Raw genomic sequence first — 24,993 nt, forward strand, 5'->3', positions numbered from 1 at the left:
CGCGGGGTCGGCCGGCTCAGCGTTGCACGATCCACGCGGCGACCTGGGTTCGGGACGTGAAGCCGAGCTTGGTGAGGATGTGGTCGACGTGGCCGTCCACGGTCCGTGGCGCGATCACGAGCCGTTCGGCGATGGCCCGGTTGGTCAGGCCCTCGGCCACGAGTTCGGCGACCTGCAGTTCGCGTCGGGTCAGTCCGTGGCCACCGCCGGTGGGCGCTGCCACGACGTCCGGGGTCCGCTCCCGGAGCGCGTACGCGATGGCTCCGTCGGTGCCCATCGCGGCACCGCGTGCGTGCGCCTCGCCGAACGCCTTGTCGCCGAGCGCCTCCCGTGAGGTGCGCTCACACCGATCGTGGTGGGTGACCAGGAATTCGAAGGCGGTGATCGGGCTGCCGGTGGCGGTGAACAGCACCTCCGCGGCCCCCAACAGCACCGCCGCCCGCTCCGGTTCCCGTTCCGCGGCAGTCCAGGCGAGCTCCTCGAAGCACCACGCCGCGCCGAACTCATTGCCCAGCAGGCGCAACAGGGGCAGAGAATCCTCGAGCAATGCCGTTCCCCGGTCCGTCTCGCCACGGCGCCAGAGCATCGAACCGTGGTCGGACATCGCCATCGCACGCCACATCACCTCGCCGCGGGATTCGGTGAGGGCGATGGCCTCGTCGTAGATGTCGGAGGCCCGGTCCTGCTCCCCCAGCACGTCGACCGCGAAACCCAGCCAGTACAGCGCCTGCACGAGATGGAACTCGTCGGTGACGGCCCGGAACCCCGCGACGGCCCGCTCCAGATCGTCGAGTGCCTCCGCCACGGATCCGCGGGTCACCGCGGCACAGCCCACCGCGAAGGCGGACAACGCTGCCGTGCCGGCATCCCCGGACCACTCGGACCGTTCGACCAGTCGCCGTGCGTCGTCGGCAAGCGTGGCCGCGGCGGAGGCATCCGTCTGCAGCGCAGCCAGCATGCTGTCGACGCACAACGCTCCGATGCGGTCCGCCGTCGAACCACCGTCTCCGCGCAGGGCTCGGTCGAGCCAGTACCGGCCCTCGTTGAACCGTCCCCGCACGATCCAGAACGTGTACAGCCCACCGGCCGTCCGCATGGCGTGACCGACAGACTCCGTCTCGTCCATGCAGAACTCCAGCGCGGCACGGAGATTCGACTGTTCGTGGTCGAGCTCCGCCATCCATTCCACCTGCCGGGGACCGATCCAGTCCGCCCGCGCGCGCAGCACCAGTCGTTCGTACCAGTCCCGGTGGCGGCGGTGCAGGGCCTCCGACTCCCCGACGGCCTCGAGTTTCTCCTGGCCGAACTCGCGAATCGTGTCGAGCATCCGGTACCGCACGGTTCGATCCGCTTCCTCCCGGATCAGGATCGACTTGTCCACCAGCGACGCCACGGCGTCGACGAGATCGGGGTCGACCGTCTCGCCCGCCAGCACGCCCTCCGCCGCCTCGAGATCGAACCCGCCCGCGAACACCGACAGGCACGCCCACAGCGCCTGCTCCTCCACCGTGCACAGGTCGTAACTCCAGTCGATGCTCATCCGCAGGGTCTGCTGGCGGCCCGGACCGGTGCGGCCACCGAGGGTCAGCAGCCGGAACTTGTCGCTCAACCGTTCCAGGATCTGGTGGACCGACAGGGCCCGCAGCCTGGCGGCCGCCAACTCGATCGGCAGTGGCAATCCCTCGAGCCGCTCGCAGATCTCCACGACCACGGGCCGGGTGTCGTCGGTCAGCACGAACCCCGGCACGGCGGCACGCGCCCGCTCCGCGAACAGTTCCACCGCGTCGGACGCCGGATTCGTTCCGCTCGCGTCGGGCACGCTCAACGGTGGGACGCGCATGACGGTTTCCCCACCGACCCCGAGCGGTTCACGGCTGGTCGCCAGGATCGACAACCCGGGGCAGGCCCGCAGCAGGGTCTGCGCGAGGTCGGCGACGGCGGCCACGAGATGCTCACAGTTGTCGAGCACCAGCAGCGTCCGACTGTCGGCCAGATGCTCGATCAGCACCTCCTGCGGAGGGCGAGCCGACCAGTCCTGGATGCCGAGCACGCTGGTGACCGTCTGCCCCAGCAGGTCCGGATCCCGGAGTTCACCCAACTCGACGAACCACGCGCCGTCGGTGAACACCCGCTGCGACTCCCGCGCCGCACGAAGCGCGAGCCGGGTCTTGCCCACCCCGCCCGAACCGATCAGGGTCACGAGCCGCGATTCGGAGAGCAGCCGACGGGTTTCCGCCACTTCTGCGCGCCTGCCGACGAAGCTGTCGAGCTCCTCGGGCAGGCCGCCTCTGCCGATCCGGACATCGGCTCGCACAGCGTCGTGCACGATTCCAAGATACGTCCGCCCCGTCGCATGGAGGCACTCTCGCCGGCCGGTCGCCGCCCCGCCCGGAAGCGCACGATCGGTCGGTTCACGCTCGGGCCCCCACACGACGAGCGCTACGATTCGGTTCGACCGTTCTGCTGCCGAAGGGAACCAGGAATGACCACGGGAATCGAACAGCGCGAGTTCCAGACGGAGACTCGCCAGATTCTGGATCTGATGATCCACTCGGTGTACTCCAACAAGGACACCTTCCTCCGCGAGCTCGTCTCGAACGCGTCCGACGCGCTCGACAAGCTCAAGCTGGAGGCCTACCGCGACAAGGAGCTCGAGGCCGACACCTCGGACCTGCACATCGAGCTCGAGGTGGACGCCGAGGCCCGCACGCTGACGGTGCGCGACAACGGCATCGGCATGTCCCGCGACGAGGTGATCGACCTGATCGGCACCCTCGCGAAGTCGGGCACCGCCGAGCTGCGCCGCAAGCTGCGCGAGGCGAAAGATGCTGCGGCATCCGAGGAACTGATCGGCCAGTTCGGCATCGGCTTCTACTCGACGTTCATGGTCGCCGACAAGGTCACGCTCCTCACCCGCAAGGCCGGCGAGAAGCACGGGACGCGCTGGGAGTCCAGCGGCGACGCGACGTACACGATCGAGGCCGTCGACGACGCCCCGCAGGGCACGTCGGTGACGCTGCACCTCAAGCCCGAGGACGTCGAGGACCACCTGTACGACTACGCGTCCGAGCGCAAGCTCCGCGAGATCGTCAAGCGCTACTCCGATTTCATCGCGTACCCGGTCCGAATGCAGGTCGAGCGTCCGGCACCGAAGAGTGACGACGACGCCGACGATGCGGAGCCGAAGACCGTCGTCGAAACCGAGACGCTCAACTCGATGAAGGCGCTGTGGGCCCGCCCGCGCAGCGAGGTCTCCGACGACGAGTACAACGAGTTCTACAAGCACGTCAGCCACTCGTGGGACGACCCGCTCGAGGTCATCCCGATGAAGGCCGAGGGCACGTTCGAATACCAGGCGCTGCTGTTCATTCCGACGCACGCGCCGTTCGACCTGTTCTCGCGCGAGCACCGCGCCGGCATCCACCTGTACGTCAAGCGCGTCTTCATCATGGACGACTGCGAGGAACTCATGCCCGAGTACCTGCGCTTCGTCAAGGGCGTGGTGGACGCACAGGACCTGTCGCTCAACGTCTCTCGCGAGATCCTGCAGCAGGACCGGCAGATCCGGGCGATCCGTCGTCGGCTCACCAAGAAGGTTCTCACCACGATCAAGGAGATGCAGCACTCCGAGGACGAAGCCGACCAGGACAAGTACCGGACGGTCTGGTCGCAGTTCGGCCGGGTCCTCAAGGAGGGCCTGCTCGCAGACTTCGACAACCGGGACATCCTGCTCGAGATCTCCTCGTTCCCCTCTACGCACAGCGAGGACGAGCAGACCACGCTCGCGCAGTACGTCGAGCGGATGAAGGACGGCCAGGAGCAGATCTACTACCTCACCGGCGAGTCCCGCCAGCAACTCGAGGCGTCGCCGCACATGGAGGCGTTCCGCGCCCGCGGCCTCGAGGTCCTGCTGCTGACCGACCCCGTCGACGAGATGTGGGTGACATCGGTCCCCGAGTTCGACGGCAAGCCGCTGCAGTCGATCGCGAAGGGTGAGGTGGACCTCGACACCGAGGAGGAGAAGAAGGACGCCGAGGCCAAGCGCGAGGAACAGGACAAGCAGTTCGCCGATGTCCTCGCGTGGCTCACCTCGACCCTCGAGGACCAGGTCAAGCAGGTGCGCCTGTCGACCCGCCTCACCGACTCCCCCGCCTGCATCGTCGGCGACGAGTTCGGCATGACGCCGTCGCTCGAGCGCATGTACCGGGCATCGGGCCAGGAGGTCCCGCACTTCAAGCGGATCCTCGAGCTCAATCCGGCGCACCCGCTGGTCGAGAGCCTGCGCGCCGCCCACGCCGAACGCGGCGACGACCCGAGCCTCGCGGAGACCGCCGAATTGCTCTACGGCACGGCACTTCTCGCGGAGGGTGGCGAGCTGGAAGATCCGGCACACTTCGCAAGAATGCTCGCAAACCGCCTGGCGCGGACCATCTAGGCACGTCCACCATCCACGCACGGCAGCGCCCGCGGGCGCTGCCGTGCGAAACCTGTCATGAACGTGCCCCGACTCGATTAGCATCGAGGCCATCTCGTTCGATTCCCTCGGGAGGCCGACGTGCACGGACTTGGCATCGATCTCGGAACAACGAACACTGTCGTCGGGACCCTCGAAGAGGGGATCGTCCTGAACGAACCGTCTTTCATGCTGGTGCGGAACAAGGATCCACACCGCGCCCTCGCGATCGGCCAGGACGCGCGCAACCTCGTCGGCCGCACGCCCGCGGGGATCACGCAGGTCCGCCCCATGCGCGACGGCGTGATCGTCGACCTGGAGTCGGCCCGGGCGTTCGTCGCGGCGGTCGTCGAGCAGGTCGCCCCGCACAGACGGTACGGGCGGCGGCCGAGGGCCGTCATCGCGACACCCGCCGGGGCCACCCCGCTCGAACGTCGCGCACTGCTCGAGGTCGGGCACGAGGCCGGCCTGCGCAAGGTCGCACTGATCCCCGGACCGGTGGCGGGCGCTCTCGGGTGTGGAGTCAATCCGCTCGAGCCTCGCGCCCACCTCGTCGTGAGCGTCGGCGGCGGCACCTCGGAGGTCACCGCGATCTGCTTCGGTGGCGTCATCTCGCACCGCAGTTGCCAACTGGCCGGTGAGGAGCTGACCGAGGCGCTGCACCACTACCTCCGCGAGGAGCACCAGATCATCGTCGGGGAACTCACCGCCGAACGCGCCAAGATCGGCGCACCCGACACCGCCGAGGACCACTCTCTCGTGGTGGAGGGCCTCGACGCCGTCACCGGTCGCGCCCGGCTGATCTCACTCGATGTCGAGGAGATAGCGGAAGCCCTGCGCCCGACCACGGCCGGCATCGTGCAGACGTTGACCGCATGCCTGGAAGACCTTCCGCCGCAGGCGATCAGTGACGTGATGTCCGAGGGTGTCCTGATGATCGGGGGCGGGGCGATGCTCCGCGGGCTGTCCCACCTGTTCGAAGAGTCGTTCGGCCTCCCCGTGAAAACCGCCGAGCGGCCACTGACGTGTGTCGCCGAGGGTGCCACGGCCTGCCTGGACCACCCGGAGGTCGTCGCCGCGTACAGCGGCTGATCTCCCGTATCCCCAGTCTCGGATCCCCCGCAGCATCTCATTCGCTGCGGGGGATCATTTGCGACAGTCGATCACCGACCGGGTTCCGGCGCCGGCGCCGGCGGAGGACCCGGCCGCTCCGCGAGGTAGCGCTCGAGAATCGCCTTGACCACGGGACCCGATGTCGCCGAACCGAATCCGCCACCGCGCACCAGTGCCGTGACGACGATTTCGGGGGACTCGAACGGCACGACCGCGGAGAACCAGGCGTTGAGACCGCCCGGCGCCGACGGATCCTCCGCGGTTCCGGTCTTGGCGCCGGCCGTCACCGGCAGCGTGGCGAGCTGGCCTGCCGTACCGGCCGCGGCCGATGCCCGCATCCCGGCGCGGACGGGACCGAGCTTGTCGGCGAAGGGAAGCCGCTGTGGCTCGCTCGTCGGAATCGGCGCACCCTCGCCGGTCCCGTCGGCGGCGGCGAGCTGCGGGGTGACCGTCGCCCCGGTGGCGATGCCGGACGTCCACCGCGCCACCTGGATCGGGGTGGCGATCACGGTGCCCTGCCCGATACCCATCAGCAGTGTCGAGCCGGGATACCAGGTGCCACCGATGTCGCCGACGTTCTCCGGTGTGCCCAGGAAGCCCGCGGACTCGCCGGGCAGGTCGATCCCCGATCTGCTGCCCACGCCGAGCTCGGAGGCGGTCCTCGCCATCCGCTCGGGACCGAGCAGTTCGCCGAGCTTGTAGAAGTACACGTTGTCCGACCACTGGATCGCGCCCAGCAGCTTGTTCGGCCCCATCGGCTGCCAGTTCGCGAAGGTGTGCCCGCCGTAGCTGTAGGCGGCGCCGGTCTCGATCACCTGCTCCGGGTCCAGGACCTGATCCTCCTGGTTCGCCGACGCCACGACGATCTTGAAGGTCGAGCCGGGCGGCGCCGCGGTCTGGTAGGCGTGGTTGAGCATCCTGCCGGGCCCGGCGCCGTCGGTCTGGGCTGCCAGCGCGACGGCGTCGACCGGCGGACCGTAGACGTTGTTGTCGTATCCGGGCACGCTGGCGAGCGCCAGCACCGCGCCGGTGCGGGCGTCCATCACCACCGCCGCGCCCAGGTCACCACCACTGCTGCGGACCGCCTGGGCCAGCGCATCCGTCGCCAGCGTCTGCAGCCCGACGTCCAGGTGCAGGCGCAGGGCGTGGCCCGGAACCGGATCCACGCGTTCGGCCGGTCCGACCAGGTTTCCGGCCGGGTCGACGTAGACGCACTGCCGGCCGTCGGTGCCGCGGAGCAACGCGTCGTACTGCTTCTCGATTCCCGCCCTGCCGACCCGGGACCCGAGCGCGAGCTGCGGCCAGCGTTCCATGTCCTGCGGATCACCGACGCCGACGTACCCGAGGACGGAGGCGAGTGTGGCGCCGTACGGATAGTGCCGCTTCCCGGAGGGCACGACGAGGACACCGGGTAGTTGCGCGTCGATGATCCGGCGAGCCTGATCGGGGGCGACCCGTCCGACGACGGCCTGCATCTCGTCCTCGCCGCGCTCCCCCAGGGTCTTCGTCAGCTCGGCGTCGGGCTCACCGAGCAGCGAGGCCAGCCTGGCACGCTCCCCGGAGTCGTCCTCGTCGAACATCCGGCTGACCACCGAGATGGAGTACTCGGGCACGTTGGTCGCGAGCGGCACGCCGTTCCGGTCGACGATCTCACCGCGCTCGGCGGGCAGTCGGATGCAGCGGGTCATCTGGGTGTCGCTCAGCGCGCGCAGTTCCGGACCGCGGCCGCTCTGCAACTGCCAGGCGAACACCGACATCGCCACGAGGAGCGCGCTGACGGCGAGGGAGCCTGCCGTGACACCCCGCGGCCGCCGTCGGCGCGTGGACGGCTGCGCCCACAGCGGCCGGCCGACACCGTCGCGGCGCACCGCGAGCACCAGCCCGATCGAGATGAATCCGACGACCGCGACGGTGCCGCCGTAGCTGAACATCGGGAGCGGCATTCCGGTCTGGGGCAGCACGGACAGGCTCGCACCGATCGACAGCACCGCGTGGATCCCGAACAGGCCACCGACGCCCGCGGCCACCAGGGCCGCCTCCCGGGTCCGGGCGCGTCGTGCGGCGAGCGCGGCACGCCACGTGATCACCAGGCTGGCCGCGATGACGGCGATCCCCGCGAACAGCCCCCACCCGTAGACGACGCTCGCGAACGCGAGGTCGTGCTCCGCTTCGGGAAGATACGCGGCCCTCAGTCCGAACATGGGGTCCCGGCCCAGTCCCCACAGTCCACCGCTGCCGACCGCGATGTCGGCCTGCATCGACGCCCAGCCCGACCCGCTCGGGTCGGCGTCGCTCGAGATGAATGTCTGGATCCGTTCGAGCTGGTAGGGCCGGAGGAAGAGCACGGCAATGGGCAGCGCGGCGATCCCCAATGCGAACAGCGGCATCAGCGGCGCCATCGGCACCCGGGCCAGGACCAGCATCAACAGCGCGACCGCGACGAGCACCACGGCGCTCGACAGGTCGGGCTGCAGCGCAACCAGCGCGACGACGCCGGCCGCGATTCCCAACGCCGCCGCCAACCGGCCGAACGTGTAGCCGCCGGCCAGGATCGTCGCCGACACCATGACCAGACCGAGCTTGACGATCTCGGACGGCTGAACGGTGAACAAGCCGAAGTCCAGCCAGCGCTGCGCACCTTTGACCGCGACCCCGACGAGCGGCACGGCCGCCAGCATCACGACCGACGCCGCGAGCGTCACCCACCCGAATCGGGCGAGGTTGTTCACCCGCATGCGCGACACGACCCACATCGCCCCGAGGCCGATCACGGTGAAGCACGCTTGACGGATCGCCTGCGACGTCAGTCCGATCGAAATCAGGTTGAGCAGGCCGAGGACCGCGAGAGCGATCGCGGCCGCGACGATCCAGGGGTCGGACTCACGATCGTGGCCGGCCGCCCGGCCGCCGTCGCCGATCATCAGCAGGTCGCATTCTCGGCGGGCACGTACAGCGGCTCCGACGCGGCGACCGCGGGGGCACTCGTGACCGCGGCGACCGCCAGGGCGGAACCGGCGGGCAGCGTGGTCCTGCTCAGTCCGTAGACGCCGTCCCGCCCCTGCTCGGCGGGCATGGTGACCTCACCGCCCTCGCGCACCTCACCGGTGCACCGGTCGTAGACGTTCAGCTTCCAGGTGACCGCACCGACCGCCGACGGGTCCAGGCGGACGTCCACCCGGACGGCGCACGACCGGCCGGGGCTACACGATCCGTCGGCGAAACTCGCTGTGACCCCGGCTATCTGACCCGCTGCCGCCGGAGCACCGGTGTCGACCGGCCCCGGTGCGACTCCACCCGCCGCGGCGCCGGCCGGGTCGGCCGGTTCGGGCGGCGGCGGTGACACCGGCTCGATGACGTTCGGCTCCGACGTATTCACCGGGTCGACGAGGGCATCCCAGCCCCGGCGCAGTTGTTCCCACGCGCGGGGAGCCGTCACGGCGACCGCGACGAGAACGACGATGGTGAGCAGCGCGAAAAGGACCTGACGCCGGGACAGGCGTCTCCGACGGCTGTGCCAGACCCGTCGCACCGGTGGGTACCAGCCCGTGCTCGGTGCGAGCGACCCGGCCGGGAGGTGCGACCCGTTCTGCACGTCGGTCCGGTCCTCACGGCCTTCCGCCGCGGGGCCGTCCAGCAGGGGCCGCCCTCTCGTCGCCCTGACCAGATCGCCGATCCCACGCCTGCGCCGGGCCTCGTCGGCCGGATCGAGCTCGGGAGTGACCACTAGACGAGCACGGTGCAGCAGATCATCGAGATCGGTTGTGCCCGAAATCGATTCGGTCAGATTGTCACCGAAACCGGACCCCCGGCAGTTCGCCGCGATGCTACGGAGCAGGTCCTCGACGGCACCGGCCACTTCGATCCGGGACGCGACGCTCCCGGAATCGTCGATCGTGAGCCGTCCATCGTCGGACACCATCGTGGTGTCGGCCCGCACCGCGACCGGGCGGCTACCCCGGCCGACGAGTTCCGACTGGTCGGTCAGGTCGGCCACCAGTTGCGCGGCTTGCGCCGGTGTCAGCCGTGCGACCGCGAGCAACTCCGGAAGTGTGACACCGACAGGAATCGGTTCGGGCGGTTCCGGTCGGTCCGTTGCGGGCTCGCTGCCGTTCGCATGGATGCCCAAGGCTGCTTCGTTCATCGCACATCCCCGAAACGATCTGCCTCCCGCGGGTGACACCGGATCGCAGCGGGTGGGCGGTGGATTGGGTTGCACTGGCTCCTGTCGAAATCCGTTGCGCCTGTTCGAATCTATTTAACTCCGATCCGGTCCGCGGAGGGGAGGAATCGAGAAGGCGGCGGGGCTCCCGGTTTGTCCGACTCGATCGGGCCCCGGATCATTTCGTAACGTAAGTACCCGTGTCGATCGAAGCCCCTCCCCCGATTCCCACGCCGGCGCGGCCCTGGCCCGCGCTGGTGCGTGTGCCGCGGAACGGACGACGCTGGCCGGGGACGGCGCGGGCAGCCGCGGCCGTCGCGCTGCCCGGCCTGCTCGGTGTCGCGCTCGGTCACGACCTCGCGGCTGCGACGGCGGCGCTCGGCGCCTTCGCCGTCGTGTACGGAGAAGGCCGGCCGTACCGGGTGCGCTGGCGGGCCGTCTCGGCCGCCGCAGGAGTGATGGTGGTCGCGGCAGCCCTCGGCGCGACCGTCGGCAGCGCGGTCCACGACGCGGCGTCCGCCGGTGGGTCCGCGCTGTGGCCGATGGCGCTGGTACTCGTGATGTCGGTGTTCGTGGCCCTCGCCGCCTTCGCCGTCGACGCGCTTCGCATCGGCGCCCCGGGCGCGTTCCTCCCTCTGCTCTCGGTGGAGATCGCATCGGCGCTGCCCGCGGCGGGAGTTCCCGTCGGCCACGTCGTCGGCTGGACGGTCGTCGGGGCGGTCACCGCCGTGCCCATCGCGATGTCCGGCTGTCTCCTGCGGCCACGCACCCCCGAACGCGCAGCGGTCGCATCGGCGATCGACGCGGTCGATGCCTTCGATCACGATCAGGGATCGGCGGCGCGACGGCATGCGGCCGTCAAGGCCGTCCACGCGGCGTGGCAGTGCCTGCACGACGCAGGCATCGCAGCGCGCGACCACCCGCTCACCCGGGACCTGCTGACCGTCCAGGACCGTTGCGTCTCGTTGCTGCACGGCAGCCCGGCGGTTCTCGACGCCGACGGCGAGGACCTGTCGCGGCGCGTTCCCGCACCGCGGCCGACCATCCGATTCCGGCTCGGCCGGGCGGCGCAACTGCGCGGCCGATCGACGCTCATCGTCGTGCGCCTCCTCGTCGCCTGCCCGGCGGCGGGCGCGGCCGCGATGATTCTCGGTGTCGCCCGACCGGACTGGGCGGTCATCACCGCGGCCATGATCCTGCACCAGGGCCCCGACCGGATCCTCGGGACGTATCGGGCGGCGCACCGCTTCGCGGGAACCGTGCTGGGCCTGGTCATCCTCGCCGCCCTGACCCCGATCGACCCGACCGGGACGGCGCTGGTGCTGGTGCTGGCCGCGTCGATGGCGGGCATCCAGGCGTACCTCGTCCGCAACTACGGAGTGGCGATGGTGTTCATCACGATCCTCGCGCTGCTCCTCGCGGGGCTCGGGTCACCGGACGACCTGACCGCGGTAACGCGGGATCGGCTGCTCGAAACGGTGATCGGGGTCATCGTCGCCGTCGTCGTTCTGTGGAGGGTGCTGCCCGCGTCGTACCGCCGGATCCTCGACGACGCCGACGCCCGGGTCGCGGCCACGATCGCACAGATCGACGCCGCATCCGACCCGGCCGAGGCACGGGAACTACGACGCGGCCTCGAGTTCGATCTGCACTCGGCGACGACGGCCGCGCTGGTGGCCGCGCACACCGACCCCGAGTGGACCGAGCTGCGGTGGGGGCGCCATCACCAGCTCAACGAGGCCGGCTACCGCACCCTGACACCGTCCGGGAGCGGACGCTAGGCGACGACCAGACTGTCCCGGGAAAGCAGTGTGCCGAAGTAACCCGCTTCGGGGTCGACGACCACGGTCTTGGACTCGCCCTGCCGGGCCAGGACCTCGCGAGCCATCTGCTCGAACGAGATCTTCTCGGGCCCTCCGATGTTCTCGATGCCACCCGACGGTTCACCTTCGGCCACACGCGCGACCTCGGTGGCGAGATCGTCGACGGCGATGGGCTGGATGAGCGCGTCCGGTACGCGCACTTCGGAACCGACGGTCATCGAGGCCGTGATCCGGTCGGTGAACTCGGCGAACTGGGTGGCGCGGACGATGGAGTGCGGAATCCCCGACGCCTCGATGAGCTTCTCCTGGGCAACCTTCGCGCGCAGGTATCCACTCGACGGCAACTGGTCGGCGCCGACGATGGACACCGCGACGTAGTGGCCGACACCGGCGGACTTCGCTGCGGCCAGCAGGTTGGTGGTCGACGTCGTGAAGAAGTCCATCACCGGACCGTCCTCGAAGGACGGTGAGTTGGACACGTCGACCACCACGTCGGCGCCGGCCAGAGCCTCGGCGAGGCCCTCCCCGGTGAGCGTGTCGACCCCGGCCTTCCGTGATGCTGCGACGGTGTCGTCGCCGTGCTCCCGCAGTGCGTCGACCACTTTCGACCCCAGCGTCCCGGTGCCACCGATCACGACGATCTTCATCGCTGTCCCTCCAGAATGTCGGGCGGAGCACCCGGGATCCACGCAATCGTCCGCGCGATCGTCCACGACATCGGGCGCAGAACCAGGCTAAGCCGTCCGGTCCCGGAGCCGCAGCACGATCACGCATCGCACCGGTATGTCGTGTTCCTCGGACGGGGTGGCGAGACTCGTCGACGGCGGGGCCGGATCCTGTCCGCAGCCCCGCCGTCGACGAGAACGACTACTTGTCGACGTTGCCCGACGGCACGATCAGCACCGGGCAGTCGGCGGTGTGCAGCATCGCGCGACTGGTGGATCCGAGCAGCATGCCCTTGAAGCCGCCGCGGCCGCGGGTGCCGACGACGACCAGCTGCGCCTGCTCGGCGTACTCGCTGAGCACGCGCACCGGCCGATCCCGAGCGACGACGCGCTCGACGACGACGTCCGGATAACGTTCCCGCCAGCCGGCGAGCCGCTCCGCCAGCACAACTTCCTCGCCGGTCTGAATGCTGCTCCAGTGCGGGTCGTCCGGGGTGGCGCCGAGGGACGGCTGGACGCTCACATCGCTCCACACGTTGACCGCGACCAGTGCGGCGTCGCGCATCGCGGCTTCCTCGAACGCAGCCGCGACAGCCGGCTTGCACGACTCCGACCCGTCCACGCCGACGACGATCGGGCCCTCGGTGGGCGGACGCCCGTCGAGGGTGCGGCCGCGGACGACCGCGACGGGACATGCGGTGTGCGCAGCCACCGCAGCGGTGACGGAACCGACGACCAGCCCGGTGATCTCGCCGTGGCCGTGCGAACCGAGGACCACCATCCACGCCTGCTTCGACAGGTCGATCAGTACGGGCGCCGGCCGGCCCTCGAGCTGCTCGGTGGTGATCTCGATCGACGGCAGGTCCTCGACGGACTGCTTCGCCAGGACCTGCGCACTGTCGAGACGCGAACGCGCGGTGTCACGCAACTCGTCCTGGAAGCTACGAGCCAGGTACGGCTCGGAGTAGTAGAACGCGGGGATGTGCACTGCGGTCACGATATGCAGGCGGCGCTGGTGCACCGAGGCGGCCCGAGCCGCCCATACCACCGCGTTCGATGCCGCCTCGGATCCGTCGACGGCGACGACGATCGCTTCGGTTGCGCTCATTGGATTCAGATTCTCCTTCGCCCATACAGACCGGTCGGGCACCATTGTCCCGGTTTCGACGGTCCTGCGTCCAAATCTTCGGTGCCGGCCGTCAGTCGACGATGGCCCGCAACTGCTCGATCAGCTTCACGCGCCCGGGACGGTCCGCCGCCATCGGCGTCACGTTGAGTGTCGTCACACCGGCCGCGGCGAACGCGGCGACACGTTCCTTGACGAAGCTCTCGGTTCCGATGAGGGAGACCGCCCGCACCAACTCGTCGGGCACGGCCGCAGCAGCCTCGTCCTTCTTGCCGGCCAGGTACAGGTCCTGGATCTTCTCGGCCTCCTCCTCGTAGCCGTAGCGGCACGCGAGATCGTTGTAGAAGTTCTTGCCCTTGGCGCCCATGCCGCCGATGTAGAGCGCGAGATGCGGCTTGATCCACTGCAGCATCGGCTCGACGTCGTCGCCGATCGCCAGCGCCGGGCCCGCGTAGATCTGCAGGTCACCCAGGCTCGGATCCCGCTTCGCCTTGCCGGCCGCGAGCGCCTCGCCCCACACCGATTCCGCCTTCTCCGGGTGGAAGAAGATCGGCTCCCAGCCCTCGGCGATCTCGGCGGTGAGCGCGACGTTCTTCGGCCCGAGCGAGGCGATCACGATCGGGATGCGCTCGCGCACAGGGTGGTTGATCAGCTTGAGCGGCTTGCCCAGGCCCGTGCCCTGATCCGCGGGCAGCGGCACCTGGTAGTACTTGCCCTGGTAGTCGACCTTCTCCCGGCGCCACACCTGACGGCAGATGTCGACCAGTTCGCGGGTGCGTCCGAGCGGGGCGTCGTACTTGACACCGTGGAAGCCCTCGATCACCTGCGGTCCCGACGCCCCGATACCCATCACGAAGCGGCCGTCCGACACGTAGTCCAGGCCGGCCGCCGTCATCGCCGTCAGGCTTGGGGTGCGGGTGTAGATCTGGAAGATCCCCGACGCCAGTTCCACCTTCGACGTCTTGGCGGCGAGGTAGCCGAGCTGACTGACGGCGTCGAACGAGTACGCCTCGGGGACGAAGACGATGTCCAGGCCCGCCCGCTCCAGGTCGGCGACCTCGTCGACGGTCTCCGCGAAACCTCCGCTGTAGTTCAAGCCCATACCGATGCGCACTTCGGCGACCCCACTCTCGTATCTGTCTGTGACCGACGTTACGGCGTAGTGGACTCTACGACCGCTCGGGCCGAACCACCATCACCGGGCACTGCGCCTTCTGCACGAGCTCGTTGCTGGTCGATCCCAGTAGGAGCCCCCGGAAACCACCGCGGCCGCGGCTGCCCACCACCACCAGTTGCGCCTTCTGCGACCACGCCAGCAGGTGGGTGCGGGGGCCGTCGATGTAGAGCTCGCGCTGGACGTCCACGTCCGGGTACCGGTCGGACCATCCGGCGAGCCGCTCGGAGAGCACCTCCCGTTCGGTGTCCTCGAATGCCCGGGGGTCGCGGATCCCGCGGTGTCCGCCGGCGAGCGTCCCGTGCGGGGTGTCGCTCCAGGCGTGGATCGCGACGAGCGGAACCCCGCGCTGCGCGGCCTCCTCGAACGCGACGCCGATGGCACGTTCGCTGGTGGGGCTGCCGTCGATGCCGACCACGACCGGACCCTCATCGGGGACCTTGCCGTCCCGCTCGTGGACGACGACCACCGGGCACACACCGTGGCTCGCGGCGTTGACGGCGGTGGATCCGATACCGCCCGCCGCGCCACTGCCGGACGCACCCAGGACCAGCGCCCGCGAGTCCTCGGACAGCGACACCAGCCAGCGGGCACCGCCCATCGTGGAGACCTCGGTGGAGATGTCGAGATCCGCGGACACCTCCCGGGCCACCGCGGCGGCACGACCGAGGATCTCCTTGCCCTGATCCTCCATCCAGCCGTAGATGCCCGCGACGTCGAGGTACGGCGCCCCGTAGGTGTAGGGCGAGAAGTCGAGGGCGTGGATGATCCGCAGCGACAGGTTGCGGGCCGCGCACATCCGTGCCGCCCACGTGACGGCCGCCTCTGCGGACGTCGAACCGTCCACCCCGACGACCACCGAATTGGCGTCCCGTGCGGCCGACGGCTCCCTGGTGCCCTGCTCCGTGCCCTGTGCGGTCATCCCGCTCACCCTCTTCCGTTGACGACGAATCGGTGTGGCATTCGTGGCCGACCCAGCCTCGGGTCGAGCCGATCGTGGTGCCGCCTTCGACGTTAGTCACTCGAGTGCGATTACGCGGGGATGCATGAGTCCCGTGTAGTTCGGGACTTAGTACCCACCCCGTGGGGGCGAAGGTCGGGACTTCGCAGATCGGACGGCGATGCGCGTCACATTGAATTGGAATCTGAGATTCCAATTTTCTACTGTCGTAGCCATGCAGCTCACGCAGTTCACCGATCTGGGCCTGCGGATCGTCATGCGACTGGCGGCCGACCAGCCCGCCGCCGACGCTCCCAGCACCCGAGCGGTGGCCGAGCAGCTTGCCGTGTCGTACACGCACGCCACGAAAGTTGTTGCACGGCTGAGTGAGCTGGGCGTCGTCACCACGCGCAGGGGGCGCGGTGGCGGCCTCTCGATCACCGAACTGGGCCGCGGCGCGTCGCTCGGCTGGCTGACGCGGCAACTCGAGGGCGACGGCGAGGTCGTCACGTGCGAGGGCGACAAACCGTGCCCCCTGCGTCGCGGCTGCCTCCTGCGTTCGGCACTGCGCGAAGCCCAGTCGGCGTTCTACGCAGCTCTGGACACGATGACCGTCCGCGACCTCACCACAACCGCCCTCACAACCGTGCTGCCGGCACCCACCGTTCCGGCAGTCGTCGAGCAGTAACCCCACTCGAACGACAGGAGAATCCGATGCTCTCGGAGGCCTCGAAGGAAACCGTCCGCGCCACGCTGCCCGCAGTGGGCGCCGCGATCGGCGACATCACGACGCTGTTCTACCGCAAGCTGTTCGCAGCTCACCCCGAGCTCGAGCGTGACCTGTTCAACCGTGGCAACCAGCAGCAGGGCGAGCAGCAGAAGGCACTCGCCGGCGCCATCGCCGCGTTCGCGACCCTGCAACTCGATCCCGATCCGGCGCGGGTGCAGACGATCCTGTCCCGCATCGCGCACAAGCACGCGTCGCTCGGCATCACCGCGGACCAGTACTGGATCGTGCACAAGTACCTGTTCGAGGCCATCGTCGAGGTCCTCGGCGAGGCTGTCACGCCGGACGTGGCCTCCGCGTGGGACGAGGTCTACTGGCTGATGGCGAACACGCTGATCGCGATGGAGGCCGGGCTGTACGAGCAGGCCGGTGTCGAGGCCGGCGACGTGTGGCGCAGAATCCGGGTGACGGGGCGCGCTCACCAGTCCGCGGACACCGTGTCGTTCACCCTCGCCGCCGCCGACGGCTCGGCCCTGCCGACGTTCGCACCGGGTCAGTACATCTCGGTCGCCGTCCACCTGCCCGACGGCGCCCGCCAGATCCGGCAGTACAGCCTCGCGTGCGGTCCCACCGACGCGCAGTGGCGGATCACCGTCAAGCGCATCGCCGGACAGGCCCTGCCCGACGGCAGCGCTGCCCCCGCGGGCGAGGTGTCGAACTTCCTGTACGACAACGTCTTCGAGGGCGACGAGCTGAGCGTTTCGCTACCGTTCGGCGACCTGGTCCTGCCCGACGACGACGCCCCGCTGCTGCTGGTCTCGGCCGGTATCGGCTGCACCCCGATGATCGGGATGCTCGAGCACCTCGCGTCCACCGAGGACAAGCGCAGCGTGTCGGTGCTGCACGCCGACCGGTCCGCCGCCCAGCACGCGCACCGCGCGGAGCTCACCGAACTGGTCGAGCGGCTGCCGTCGGGCGTGATGCACCGCTGGTACGAGGACCTGGGCGCCCGCGAGGCGTTCGCCGGGACCCGGGTGGGACGCGCGGATCTGACCGACGTCACGCTCGAGCCCGGCACCCGCGCCTTCCTGTGCGGTCCGCTGCCGTTCATGCTCGCGATGAAGGAGTCGCTCATCGCGCGCGACGTGCCCGCGGAGAACATCCACTACGAGGTGTTCGGCCCGGACAGCTGGGCCGGCGCCACCGCCTAGAGGCCCCTCGCGCCCGTGCGCCATTTCCGGTAGTTCCGGCTACCGAAATGGCGCACGGGCGACGGAGCCGCGCGGTCTGTTCTAACGTGAGGTGTGGCCCGAGCTCAGTTGATCCTCACGCCGCTGACCCCCGCGGCGATCTTCCTCGTCCTCACCGTCGACGACGGCGGCGAATCCGTGACGCGCGATCTGCTCTCCGACGTCGACGGCCTACGCAAGGCGGTCGGATTCCGGGTCCCGGATTCCGGGCTCGTGTGTGTCGCCTCGGTCGGTTCGTCCGCGTGGGACCGATTGTTCGACGGCGCCCGGCCCGCCGAACTGCACGAGTTCGTCGAACTCGACGGCGGTCGGCACCACGCTCCCGCGACGCCCGGAGACCTGCTGTTCCACATCCGTGCGGTGTCGATGGACCTGTGCTTCGAACTGGCGTCGAAGATCGTCGGACGGCTGCGGGGCGCGGCGACCGTCGTGGACGAGACGCACGGCTTCCGCTACTTCGAACAGCGCGACCTGCTCGGGTTCGTCGACGGCACCGAGAACCCCGAGAGCATCGAGGCCGCCGAGGCGGCGCTGGTCGGCGACGAGGACCCCGACTTCACCGGTGGCAGCTACGTGATCGTGCAGAAGTACCTGCACGACATGGACTCCTGGAACGCGATCTCCACCGAGGAGCAGGAACGCGTCATCGGACGCACCAAGCTCGACGACATCGAACTCGCCGACGACGTCAAGCCGTCCAATTCCCATGTCGCCCTGAACACCGTCACCGACGACAGCGGCGACGAGCGGCAGATCCTGCGGGTCAACATGCCGTTCGGCAGCCTCGGCGACGGAGAGTTCGGCACCTACTTCATCGGCTACGCCGCGACGCCGTCGGTCACCGAGGAGATGCTGCGCAACATGTTCATCGGCAAGCCCGAGGGCAACACCGACCGCATCCTCGACTTCTCGACGGCCGTCACCGGCAGCCTGTTCTTCTCCCCCACCGTCGAGTTCCTCGACTCCCTCCCTCCGGCGCCGGGCATCCGGCAGGCCGACACCGAAGGCACGAGCCCGTCTCCCGCCGCTGACGGATCACTCGGAATTGGCAGTCTGAGAAGGAGTTCCACACGATGAACAACCTCTACCGCGGTCTCGCCCCCATCACCGACGCCGCCTGGGCGTCGATCGAGGAGGAGGCGTCCCGAACATTCAAGCGGCACATCGCGGGACGCCTCGTCGTCGACGTCTCGGGTCCGCACGGCACCGACTTCTCCGCCGTCGGCCTCGGCCGCACCACCACCATCGAGGCTCCCGCCTCCGGCGTCCTGGCCCGTCAGCGCCGGGTCGCCCCGCTCGTCGAGTTGCGGGTGCCGTTCACGCTGTCGCGCGAAGAAATCGACAACGTCGAACGCGGCGCGCAGGACTCCGACTGGGATGCCGTGAAGGAGGCCGCGAAGAGGATCGCCTTCGCCGAGGACCGGGCGATCTTCGAGGGTTATGCCGCCGCCGGCATCGAGGGCATCCGGGCAAGTTCGTCGAACGCGCCGCTGCAACTGCCCGAGGACGTGCGGGACGTGCCCGAGATGATCAGCCAGGCACTGTCCGAGCTCCGCCTGGCCGGTGTCGACGGCCCGTACTCGGTGCTGCTGAGCGCGGAGGCGTACACGGAGGTGAGCGAGACGTCCGATCACGGCTACCCGATCCGCGAGCACATCAAGCGTCTCATCGACGGGGACATCATCTGGGCGCCGGCGATCGACGGCGCCTTCGTCCTGACCTCCCGTGGTGGCGACTTCGACCTACAGATCGGCCAGGACCTGTCGATCGGCTACCTGTCGCACGATTCCGAGACGGTCGAGCTGTACTTCCAGGAGTCGCTGACGTTCCTCACCTACACCGGTGAGGCCTCGGTGGCGTTGTCCGTCCGCTAGGTGGCCGTCGGAGTTGCTTCGCTCACCTGCACGTCACGAGGGTTGACAACACATCAGTAGCGAAGGCTAACCTAATCTCCGTTACCGAGGGGTGACGCATCGACCCCGGTCGATTCAGGAGATGAGGAGCAGCCTTCGTGATCGACGACCTGATCGAACTCGCATTCGCCCAGCACGTGGTGCGTGAGACGCTGCCCTCCCCCGACGGCTGCGACGAGTACGTGCTCCGACGCGCGGACGCTACGGACGCTACGGACTCGGTGGGCTCTGTGGACGCGTCGATCCGACTGTGGGTGCGACCGGACGGTCGATTCTCCCGCGCCCGAGGCGCCGAGGGCCCGCTGAGCCTCGGTCAGGTGATGACCGCCTGCGGCCTGTCCTACGCATCCCGTCGGACCACGGCCCCGACTGCCTGACTCACATGGTGGTGGAGGCACCGCGCCAGGTGACCGCCACGCCGCGCTCCTCGAGCCACGCCGAGGGATCCAACTTGGCACCGCCCGGGCTCCACACCTCGAAGTGCAGGTGCGGGCCGGTGGACTGGCCCCGATTACCGACGGTGGCGATCTGCTGGCCGGCGGACACATGCTGGCCGGTCGTCACCTGGTAGTCGTTGATGTGGCCGTACACCGTGGTGGTGCCGTCGTCGTGCTTGACACGCACCCACAGACCGAAGCCCGAGGCTGGCCCGGCGTCGACGACGACGCCGTCGGCGGCCGCGTACACGGGGGTGCCGATCGGCGCGGCGATGTCGAGACCGCCGTGGTGGCTGCCCCAGCGGGGGCCGAAGTCGGAGGTGAGCGTGCCGGAGACCGGCTTCACGGCCCGGGGCTTGGTCACCTGATCGAGGGAACCGAACGTGGACTCGGCCGCGGCCGTGAGATCACGCACGGCCTGCTGGACCGGCTGCGGCAGTTCCGCCGGCAGTTGCGTGGCCTTGAACGCGGCGATCGCCTGGTCGGGCGAGGGCAGCTGCGGCAGGACCGGCAACTGGACCTGAGGCAGGGTCGGGAGTTCGAGACCCGCGGGAAGCAGCCCCTCGGGAAGCTGGACCTGGGCGGGCGCTCCGACGGTGTCGGCGGCGGCGCTACCTGCGCCGAGCTGCGCACCGGCGGTGAGGATCGCACCCGTGGCCGCGGCGACCGTGGCAGCCTTCAGGCCGGCGCTCGGGCCGGAGGCCTCGCAGCGGTGGCGTCCCCGCACGGCGGTCGGGTCGAGCTCGAAGATCACAGCGTCGGCTTCCGTCCGGCGATGGCGTCCCACAGTCAGCTACCTCGTCAATTCGTCTACGGCCGCACACTTCCGGAGTGCACTCGATCTTGCTGCCGGGCCAAAGTAACAAATTCATATAGGTCCTGGCTAGCGTTACCGGATCTTTACCCGGACGGTTTCGGCCCGGCAGGCGCACACGCAGGACGATCCCGATTCCGGGGACGCTGCGACCGATTCATCCCGGACCGCCCCCGGCCGCTACACTCCCTACTGCGGAACAGCGCGATGGTTCGATCACGCGTTCACTTCGCCCCCGCCCTCGTAGCTCAGGGGATAGAGCACGGCTCTCCTAAAGCCGGTGTCGCAGGTTCGAATCCTGCCGAGGGCACCCTCGAAAACTTCTACGACAATTCGCCCCGGTCAGCGGAGCACGTCATCCGATGCCGGACCGGGCTTGGTGAGTTCTCCGAACTTCGCGTCCGCGTCGATCCAGTTCTCGGAGTTCCGCAGCGAATCGAGGGCCAGGTCGAACGCGTCGGCGAGCCACTCGTGACTGGCCTCGGCGAGCAACTCGTCCGCGGCGGAGTCACACTGCTGGTAGAACGCCACCGACCACACCTCGATGGCATCGACGTCGCTGGTCAAGCCGCCACGATCGTTTGTTGCCAGTACATAGCGGTTGAACTCGAAGTCGACCCGAATCGCGTAGCCGTCGGCCACGTCGACGATATTGGCGGGGCGGTGCGTCGCAGCGGCTAGCGTGACCAACGCGTCGTTGTAACGGTCGGCATGTTCCTGCTTGCGGGGCATCTGCCCTCATCTCTGCCTTGAAGTGGTCCCCACGGAAACTGCGGCGACAGCCATCGCGCCGGGGGCCGACACACGGCCGGTCCGTCGCATTCGCCGCAGTCATCCTAACGGAGCGGGCACCGCGATCCGGCTACGCCGAGGTCACCGGCCACCCTGGTCACTCGACCCGCACGTCGTCGGGGCGCTTGTCCTCCCGCACCCCGCGCCAGCTCGGGTGCCGCAGTCGGCCGGCCTCGGTACGTTCCCGATACCGCACTTCTCCGACGACGGCCGGTGTCACCCACACCGTGTCCCGGTCGACGTCCGGGACCTCCCCGACGAACGGACTCGTCGCGCACTCGAGGGGTGCCAGCATCGCGGTGAGGCGTTCGAGTTCCCGCTCTCCGAATCCGGTTCCGACCCGCCCGATGTAGCGCAGGCCGTCCGCGTCGGGGATGCCGAGCAGCAGCGACCCCAGCACCCCGCCGCGAGCGCCCCGGCCACGACGCCAGCCCCCGATCACTGCCTCCTGGGTGAGCCAGTTCTTCGTCTTGATCCACGCCGATCCCCGTTTGCCCGGCAGATAGATCGAATCGCGGCGCTTCGCGACGACGCCCTCGAGATCGTGGCTCTGCGCGACGACGTCGTCGACCGACCCCTCCAGCTGGGGCGGCACCACCAATCCGTCGACCGCCGCGGCCAGCGCGTCCAGAATGCGACGACGATCGTCGTAGCTCTTGCGGAAGAGGGAGATTCCGTCGAGATAGAGCACGTCGAACGCCCAGAACTGCGGCACTCCGCCGGCCTGCAGTGCGGGAAAGCTGGTCCGCCCCTGCCGGTCCAGGCTGACGACCTCCCCGTCGAGCACCACCCGGTGCCCGTCCAGCGTCCGCGCGAGGGACTGCAACGCCGGATATCGTTCGGTGACGACGTTGCCCGCCCGGCCCCGCAAACGGATTGCGGTGCCGTCGAACTCGACGATCAGCCGGATGCCGTCCCACTTCCCCTCGAACGCCCACTCGCCTGGGTCCAGGCCGTCGAGACGGCCCGCGGTGGCGAGCATCGGGGCGAGCCCACGCGGGAACCCGGTCCGGTCGCCGTCGCCGTCGTCCTTCATCAGATGCATCAGCCACTGGTCGCCCGCGGTGCGGATGAGGGCGTACCGGCCCTGCACACGGCGGCCGGAGAGTCGGACGATCACCTCGTCGTCCCGCCACTTCTCCGGTTCGTACGTTCCGGCGTCCCAGATGCTGACGGTGCCACCGCCGTACTCGCCGCGGGGAATGCTGCCCGAGAAGCTCGCGTACTCGAGCGGATGGTCCTCGGTGTGAACGGCCAGGCGGTTCTCCTTCGGCGACGTCGGCACACCCCGTGGCACCGCCCACGAGACCATCACACCGTCGCGCTCGAGCCGGAAATCGTAGTGCAGTCGCCGGGCGTGGTGCTCCTGGATGACGAACGAGTTTCCCTCGCCGCCTTCCGATTCCGTGCGAGGGATCGGCTCCGGAGTGCGAGTGGGATCACGCTTGCGGCGGTACTCGGCGAGCGGATCGAGCGGCGGGTCCAGTCCGGCGAGCAGGTCACCGTCCCGACGGAACCGGTCGAGGACCTCGTCGAACCGTAGGTGCCGCAGATCAGGGTCCTCGAGTTCCTCCCACGCGCGCGGTGCGGCCACCGTCGGCGCGGAACGACCGCGCAGCGAGTACGGCGCAACGGTGGTCTTCGCGACGTTGTTCTGACTCCAGTCCAGGAACACGCGCCCGCCGCGGACCGACTTCGCCATCGTCGCCGTCACCAGATCGGGGTGCATCTGTTCCAGACTCGTCGCCACCTTCTTCGCCACCGTCGACGCCCCACCCGGCGCCAGCGCCCGGTCCAGCGGCACGTACACGTGAATTCCCTTGCTGCCACTGGTGACCGGGAACGCCGTCCACCCGAGCGTCGCGACCAGGTCGCGGACCGCGAAGGCCACCCGCGCGCACTCGGTCAGCCCGACGCCGTCGCCCGGGTCCAGGTCGAACACCAGCCGCGTCGTGGGCCCCGGCTCGTCGTCGACGAAACGCCACTGCGGCACGTGCACTTCCAGAGCGGCCTGCTGTCCGATCCACGCGAGCGCCGCGGCCGAATCGATCAGCGGGTAACGGACGGTCCGATCCTTGTGGTGCACCGCCCGTCGGCTGAGCCAGTCCGGAGCGGACTCGGCCAGGTTCTTCTCGAAGAACGAGGGCTCGTCCACTCCGTTGGGCCAGCGCTTCCGGGTGACCGGACGATCGACCACGTGCGGGAGCAGGGCGGACGCGATCGCGACGTAGTAGTCGATCACCTCGCCCTTGGTCGTACCGGTCGCCGGATACAGCACCTTGTCGAGACGGCTCACAGTCAGCCGTCGGCCGTCGATCGTGCGCGTGGGCATCCGGGGCACCTCCCGTCACGGACTACCCACATTGTGCGCCCGCGCGTTCGCCTCCCGTCCGTATTTCGCGCCTGTGGGGACCGGGGGCGGGTCCGCTGTGCGATGTCGTTTCGTCGATACCGGTCACAACACCAGCACGCCCGTCAGGGCGATCAGGAACACCCACACGGTGGACGCCGCCGCCAGAACGAAGGGCCGGCCTCCCACCTTCTTGATCGTCGCCACCCGCACTCCGGCACCGAGTGCGAACATCGCGGCGGTGAGCAACCCCGTCTGGACGGACGATGCAACCGAGAGAACCCCTTCCGGAACGACTCCCGTCGACCGAACCGCCACGAACACGAGGAAGGCGACGACGAACAGCGGCAGCACCGGAGGCCGCTTCGTCGATACGGCCTCACCGGCGGAACGTCGACGCTGCAGCACGCTCAGAACAACGATGACGGGCGCCAGCATGACCACTCGCGCCAGCTTGACGATCGTCGCGACCGTCAACGCCGCGCCGCCGATGATGCCACCCGCCGCAACCACCTGTGCGACCTCGTGGATGGATCCACCGGCCAGCAATCCTGCATCGAAATCGCCGAGTCCGAAGGCACTCGCCACCAACGGGATCGTCGGAATCATCACGGTGCCGAAGATCACCACCAGCGCGACAGCGGTGAGGACCTCTTCTTCCTCCGCCTCCACGACGCCGTCCGCCGCCGCAACGGCCGCGGCACCGCAGATCGAGAAGCCGCAGGCGATGAGCACCCGCTGCGTCCAGGAGATGCCGAGCAGGCCGCCCACGAACATGGTGCCGACGATGCCCAGGACCACGATCGCGACGACCATCACGATGACACCCCAACCGAGGTCGAGGATGTCGCCCAGGACGAGTTGCAGTCCCAACAGGGCGATCCCGATGCGGAGGAGCTTCTTGGAGGAGAAGGTGAGACCGGGACCGAACGACGACGGCAGGATCACGAGGTTCGCCAGCAGCGCTCCCATGATGATCGCGATCAACAGCGGGCTGACCGCGGGGAGCAGATACTTCACGCCCAGTGCGATCAACGCCGCCGAGGCGGACAGGGCAACGCCCGGGACGTACGTGGAGAGTTTGGTCGTCAGCGGATCCCGAGGCCGAGGCGGTTCCACCACTCCGACGGATTGCGATTGTCCTGGTTGGGAACTCATAGTACGAGGATCCGCCGTCGGGGACCGGTGCGGTAGTGCCCGATTGGGCAACACCCCATGCAAATCTGATATCCCCCCGAGCCCCTCTACACTCACTGC

19 protein-coding genes and 1 tRNA gene are annotated in these 24,993 nt (G+C 69.1%); 9 read left to right on the forward strand and 11 right to left on the reverse strand.

Going from position 1 to position 24,993, the window contains the following annotated elements; genetic code table 11:
* Window positions 1-16 precede the first annotated feature (16 nt).
* Entirely contained in the window at window positions 17-2,326 is a 2,310-nt protein-coding gene (locus IJ15_RS0112855) for an ATP-binding protein (protein ID WP_231569522.1), read from the reverse strand.
* Between the two features lie 156 nt (window positions 2,327-2,482).
* Between IJ15_RS0112855 and htpG the strand changes: the two genes are divergently transcribed.
* Entirely contained in the window at window positions 2,483-4,435 is a 1,953-nt protein-coding gene (htpG, locus tag IJ15_RS0112860) for a molecular chaperone HtpG (protein WP_031938747.1), read from the forward strand.
* Between the two features lie 120 nt (window positions 4,436-4,555).
* Entirely contained in the window at window positions 4,556-5,545 is a 990-nt protein-coding gene (gene mreB / locus IJ15_RS0112865; RefSeq protein WP_031938748.1) for a rod shape-determining protein, read from the forward strand.
* Between the two features lie 71 nt (window positions 5,546-5,616).
* Here the strand turns inward: mreB and IJ15_RS0112870 are convergent, their stop codons facing one another.
* Together IJ15_RS0112870 and IJ15_RS0112875 are read right to left on the reverse strand one after the other, a co-directional pair.
* Window positions 5,617-8,487 (reverse strand): FtsW/RodA/SpoVE family cell cycle protein, encoded by a 2,871-nt coding sequence (locus IJ15_RS0112870; RefSeq protein ID WP_051918836.1) that lies wholly within the window; start codon window positions 8,485-8,487, stop codon window positions 5,617-5,619.
* Window positions 8,487-9,707, reverse strand: a complete 1,221-nt coding sequence (locus IJ15_RS0112875) for a hypothetical protein (protein WP_031938750.1) — start codon at window positions 9,705-9,707, stop codon at window positions 8,487-8,489. The genes IJ15_RS0112870 and IJ15_RS0112875 overlap by 1 nt, the downstream gene beginning before the upstream one ends.
* 218 nt (window positions 9,708-9,925) lie before the next feature.
* Here IJ15_RS0112875 and IJ15_RS0112880 point away from each other — a divergent pair, with 218 nt between their 5' ends.
* Window positions 9,926-11,506, forward strand: coding sequence for an FUSC family protein (locus IJ15_RS0112880; RefSeq protein WP_031938751.1), 1,581 nt, complete (start codon window positions 9,926-9,928; stop codon window positions 11,504-11,506).
* Here IJ15_RS0112880 and IJ15_RS0112885 read toward each other — a convergent pair.
* The 4 genes from IJ15_RS0112885 to IJ15_RS0112900 form a co-directional block, all read right to left on the reverse strand.
* Complete coding sequence (locus IJ15_RS0112885) at window positions 11,503-12,195, reverse strand: SDR family oxidoreductase (RefSeq protein WP_031938752.1); 693 nt, start codon at window positions 12,193-12,195, stop codon at window positions 11,503-11,505. The two genes, IJ15_RS0112880 and IJ15_RS0112885, sit on opposite strands and share 4 nt — an antisense overlap.
* A gap of 220 nt (window positions 12,196-12,415) precedes the next feature.
* On the reverse strand, window positions 12,416-13,321 hold the full coding sequence (locus tag IJ15_RS0112890) for a universal stress protein (RefSeq protein ID WP_031938753.1): 906 nt from the start codon (window positions 13,319-13,321) through the stop codon (window positions 12,416-12,418).
* 91 nt (window positions 13,322-13,412) lie between these two features.
* Window positions 13,413-14,453, reverse strand: coding sequence for an LLM class F420-dependent oxidoreductase (locus IJ15_RS0112895; RefSeq protein ID WP_031938754.1), 1,041 nt, complete (start codon window positions 14,451-14,453; stop codon window positions 13,413-13,415).
* A 55-nt stretch (window positions 14,454-14,508) separates the two neighbouring features.
* Window positions 14,509-15,435 (reverse strand): universal stress protein, encoded by a 927-nt coding sequence (locus tag IJ15_RS0112900; protein WP_031938755.1) that lies wholly within the window; start codon window positions 15,433-15,435, stop codon window positions 14,509-14,511.
* 253 nt (window positions 15,436-15,688) lie between these two features.
* On the opposite strand from IJ15_RS0112900, the gene IJ15_RS0112905 reads away from it, so the two are divergent.
* The 5 genes from IJ15_RS0112905 (at window position 15,689) to IJ15_RS0112925 (ending at window position 19,720) form a co-directional block, all read left to right on the forward strand.
* Window positions 15,689-16,141: an RrF2 family transcriptional regulator gene (locus IJ15_RS0112905; protein ID WP_031938756.1), complete on the forward strand. Its 453-nt coding sequence runs from the start codon at window positions 15,689-15,691 to the stop codon at window positions 16,139-16,141.
* A 26-nt stretch (window positions 16,142-16,167) separates the two neighbouring features.
* Window positions 16,168-17,391 (forward strand): globin domain-containing protein, encoded by a 1,224-nt coding sequence (locus IJ15_RS0112910; RefSeq protein WP_031938757.1) that lies wholly within the window; start codon window positions 16,168-16,170, stop codon window positions 17,389-17,391.
* 93 nt (window positions 17,392-17,484) lie between these two features.
* A complete protein-coding gene (locus tag IJ15_RS0112915) occupies window positions 17,485-18,507 on the forward strand; it encodes a Dyp-type peroxidase (protein WP_031938758.1) in 1,023 nt (340 codons plus the stop codon).
* Complete coding sequence (locus tag IJ15_RS0112920) at window positions 18,504-19,304, forward strand: family 1 encapsulin nanocompartment shell protein (protein ID WP_031938759.1); 801 nt, start codon at window positions 18,504-18,506, stop codon at window positions 19,302-19,304. Before IJ15_RS0112915 ends, IJ15_RS0112920 begins: the two co-directional genes overlap by 4 nt.
* Window positions 19,305-19,441: 137 nt before the next feature.
* Complete coding sequence (locus IJ15_RS0112925; RefSeq protein ID WP_031938760.1) at window positions 19,442-19,720, forward strand: hypothetical protein; 279 nt, start codon at window positions 19,442-19,444, stop codon at window positions 19,718-19,720.
* Between the two features lies 1 nt (window position 19,721).
* Here the strand turns inward: IJ15_RS0112925 and IJ15_RS0112930 are convergent, their stop codons facing one another.
* On the reverse strand, window positions 19,722-20,567 hold the full coding sequence (locus IJ15_RS0112930; RefSeq protein WP_031938761.1) for a M23 family metallopeptidase: 846 nt from the start codon (window positions 20,565-20,567) through the stop codon (window positions 19,722-19,724).
* Between the two features lie 264 nt (window positions 20,568-20,831).
* Here IJ15_RS0112930 and IJ15_RS0112935 point away from each other — a divergent pair.
* Window positions 20,832-20,904: transfer RNA gene (locus tag IJ15_RS0112935), tRNA-Arg, on the forward strand.
* 32 nt (window positions 20,905-20,936) lie between these two features.
* Here IJ15_RS0112935 and IJ15_RS0112940 read toward each other — a convergent pair.
* The 3 genes from IJ15_RS0112940 to IJ15_RS0112950 form a co-directional block, all read right to left on the reverse strand.
* Window positions 20,937-21,326: a hypothetical protein gene (locus IJ15_RS0112940; RefSeq protein WP_031938762.1), complete on the reverse strand. Its 390-nt coding sequence runs from the start codon at window positions 21,324-21,326 to the stop codon at window positions 20,937-20,939.
* A gap of 157 nt (window positions 21,327-21,483) precedes the next feature.
* Window positions 21,484-23,718 (reverse strand): ATP-dependent DNA ligase, encoded by a 2,235-nt coding sequence (locus IJ15_RS0112945; RefSeq protein WP_031938763.1) that lies wholly within the window; start codon window positions 23,716-23,718, stop codon window positions 21,484-21,486.
* 123 nt (window positions 23,719-23,841) lie between these two features.
* On the reverse strand, window positions 23,842-24,894 hold the full coding sequence (locus tag IJ15_RS0112950) for a YeiH family protein (protein WP_031938764.1): 1,053 nt from the start codon (window positions 24,892-24,894) through the stop codon (window positions 23,842-23,844).
* Window positions 24,895-24,993 lie beyond the last annotated feature (99 nt).

Source organism: Prescottella defluvii (genome assembly GCF_000738775.1).
GTDB lineage: Bacteria > Actinomycetota > Actinomycetes > Mycobacteriales > Mycobacteriaceae > Prescottella > Prescottella defluvii.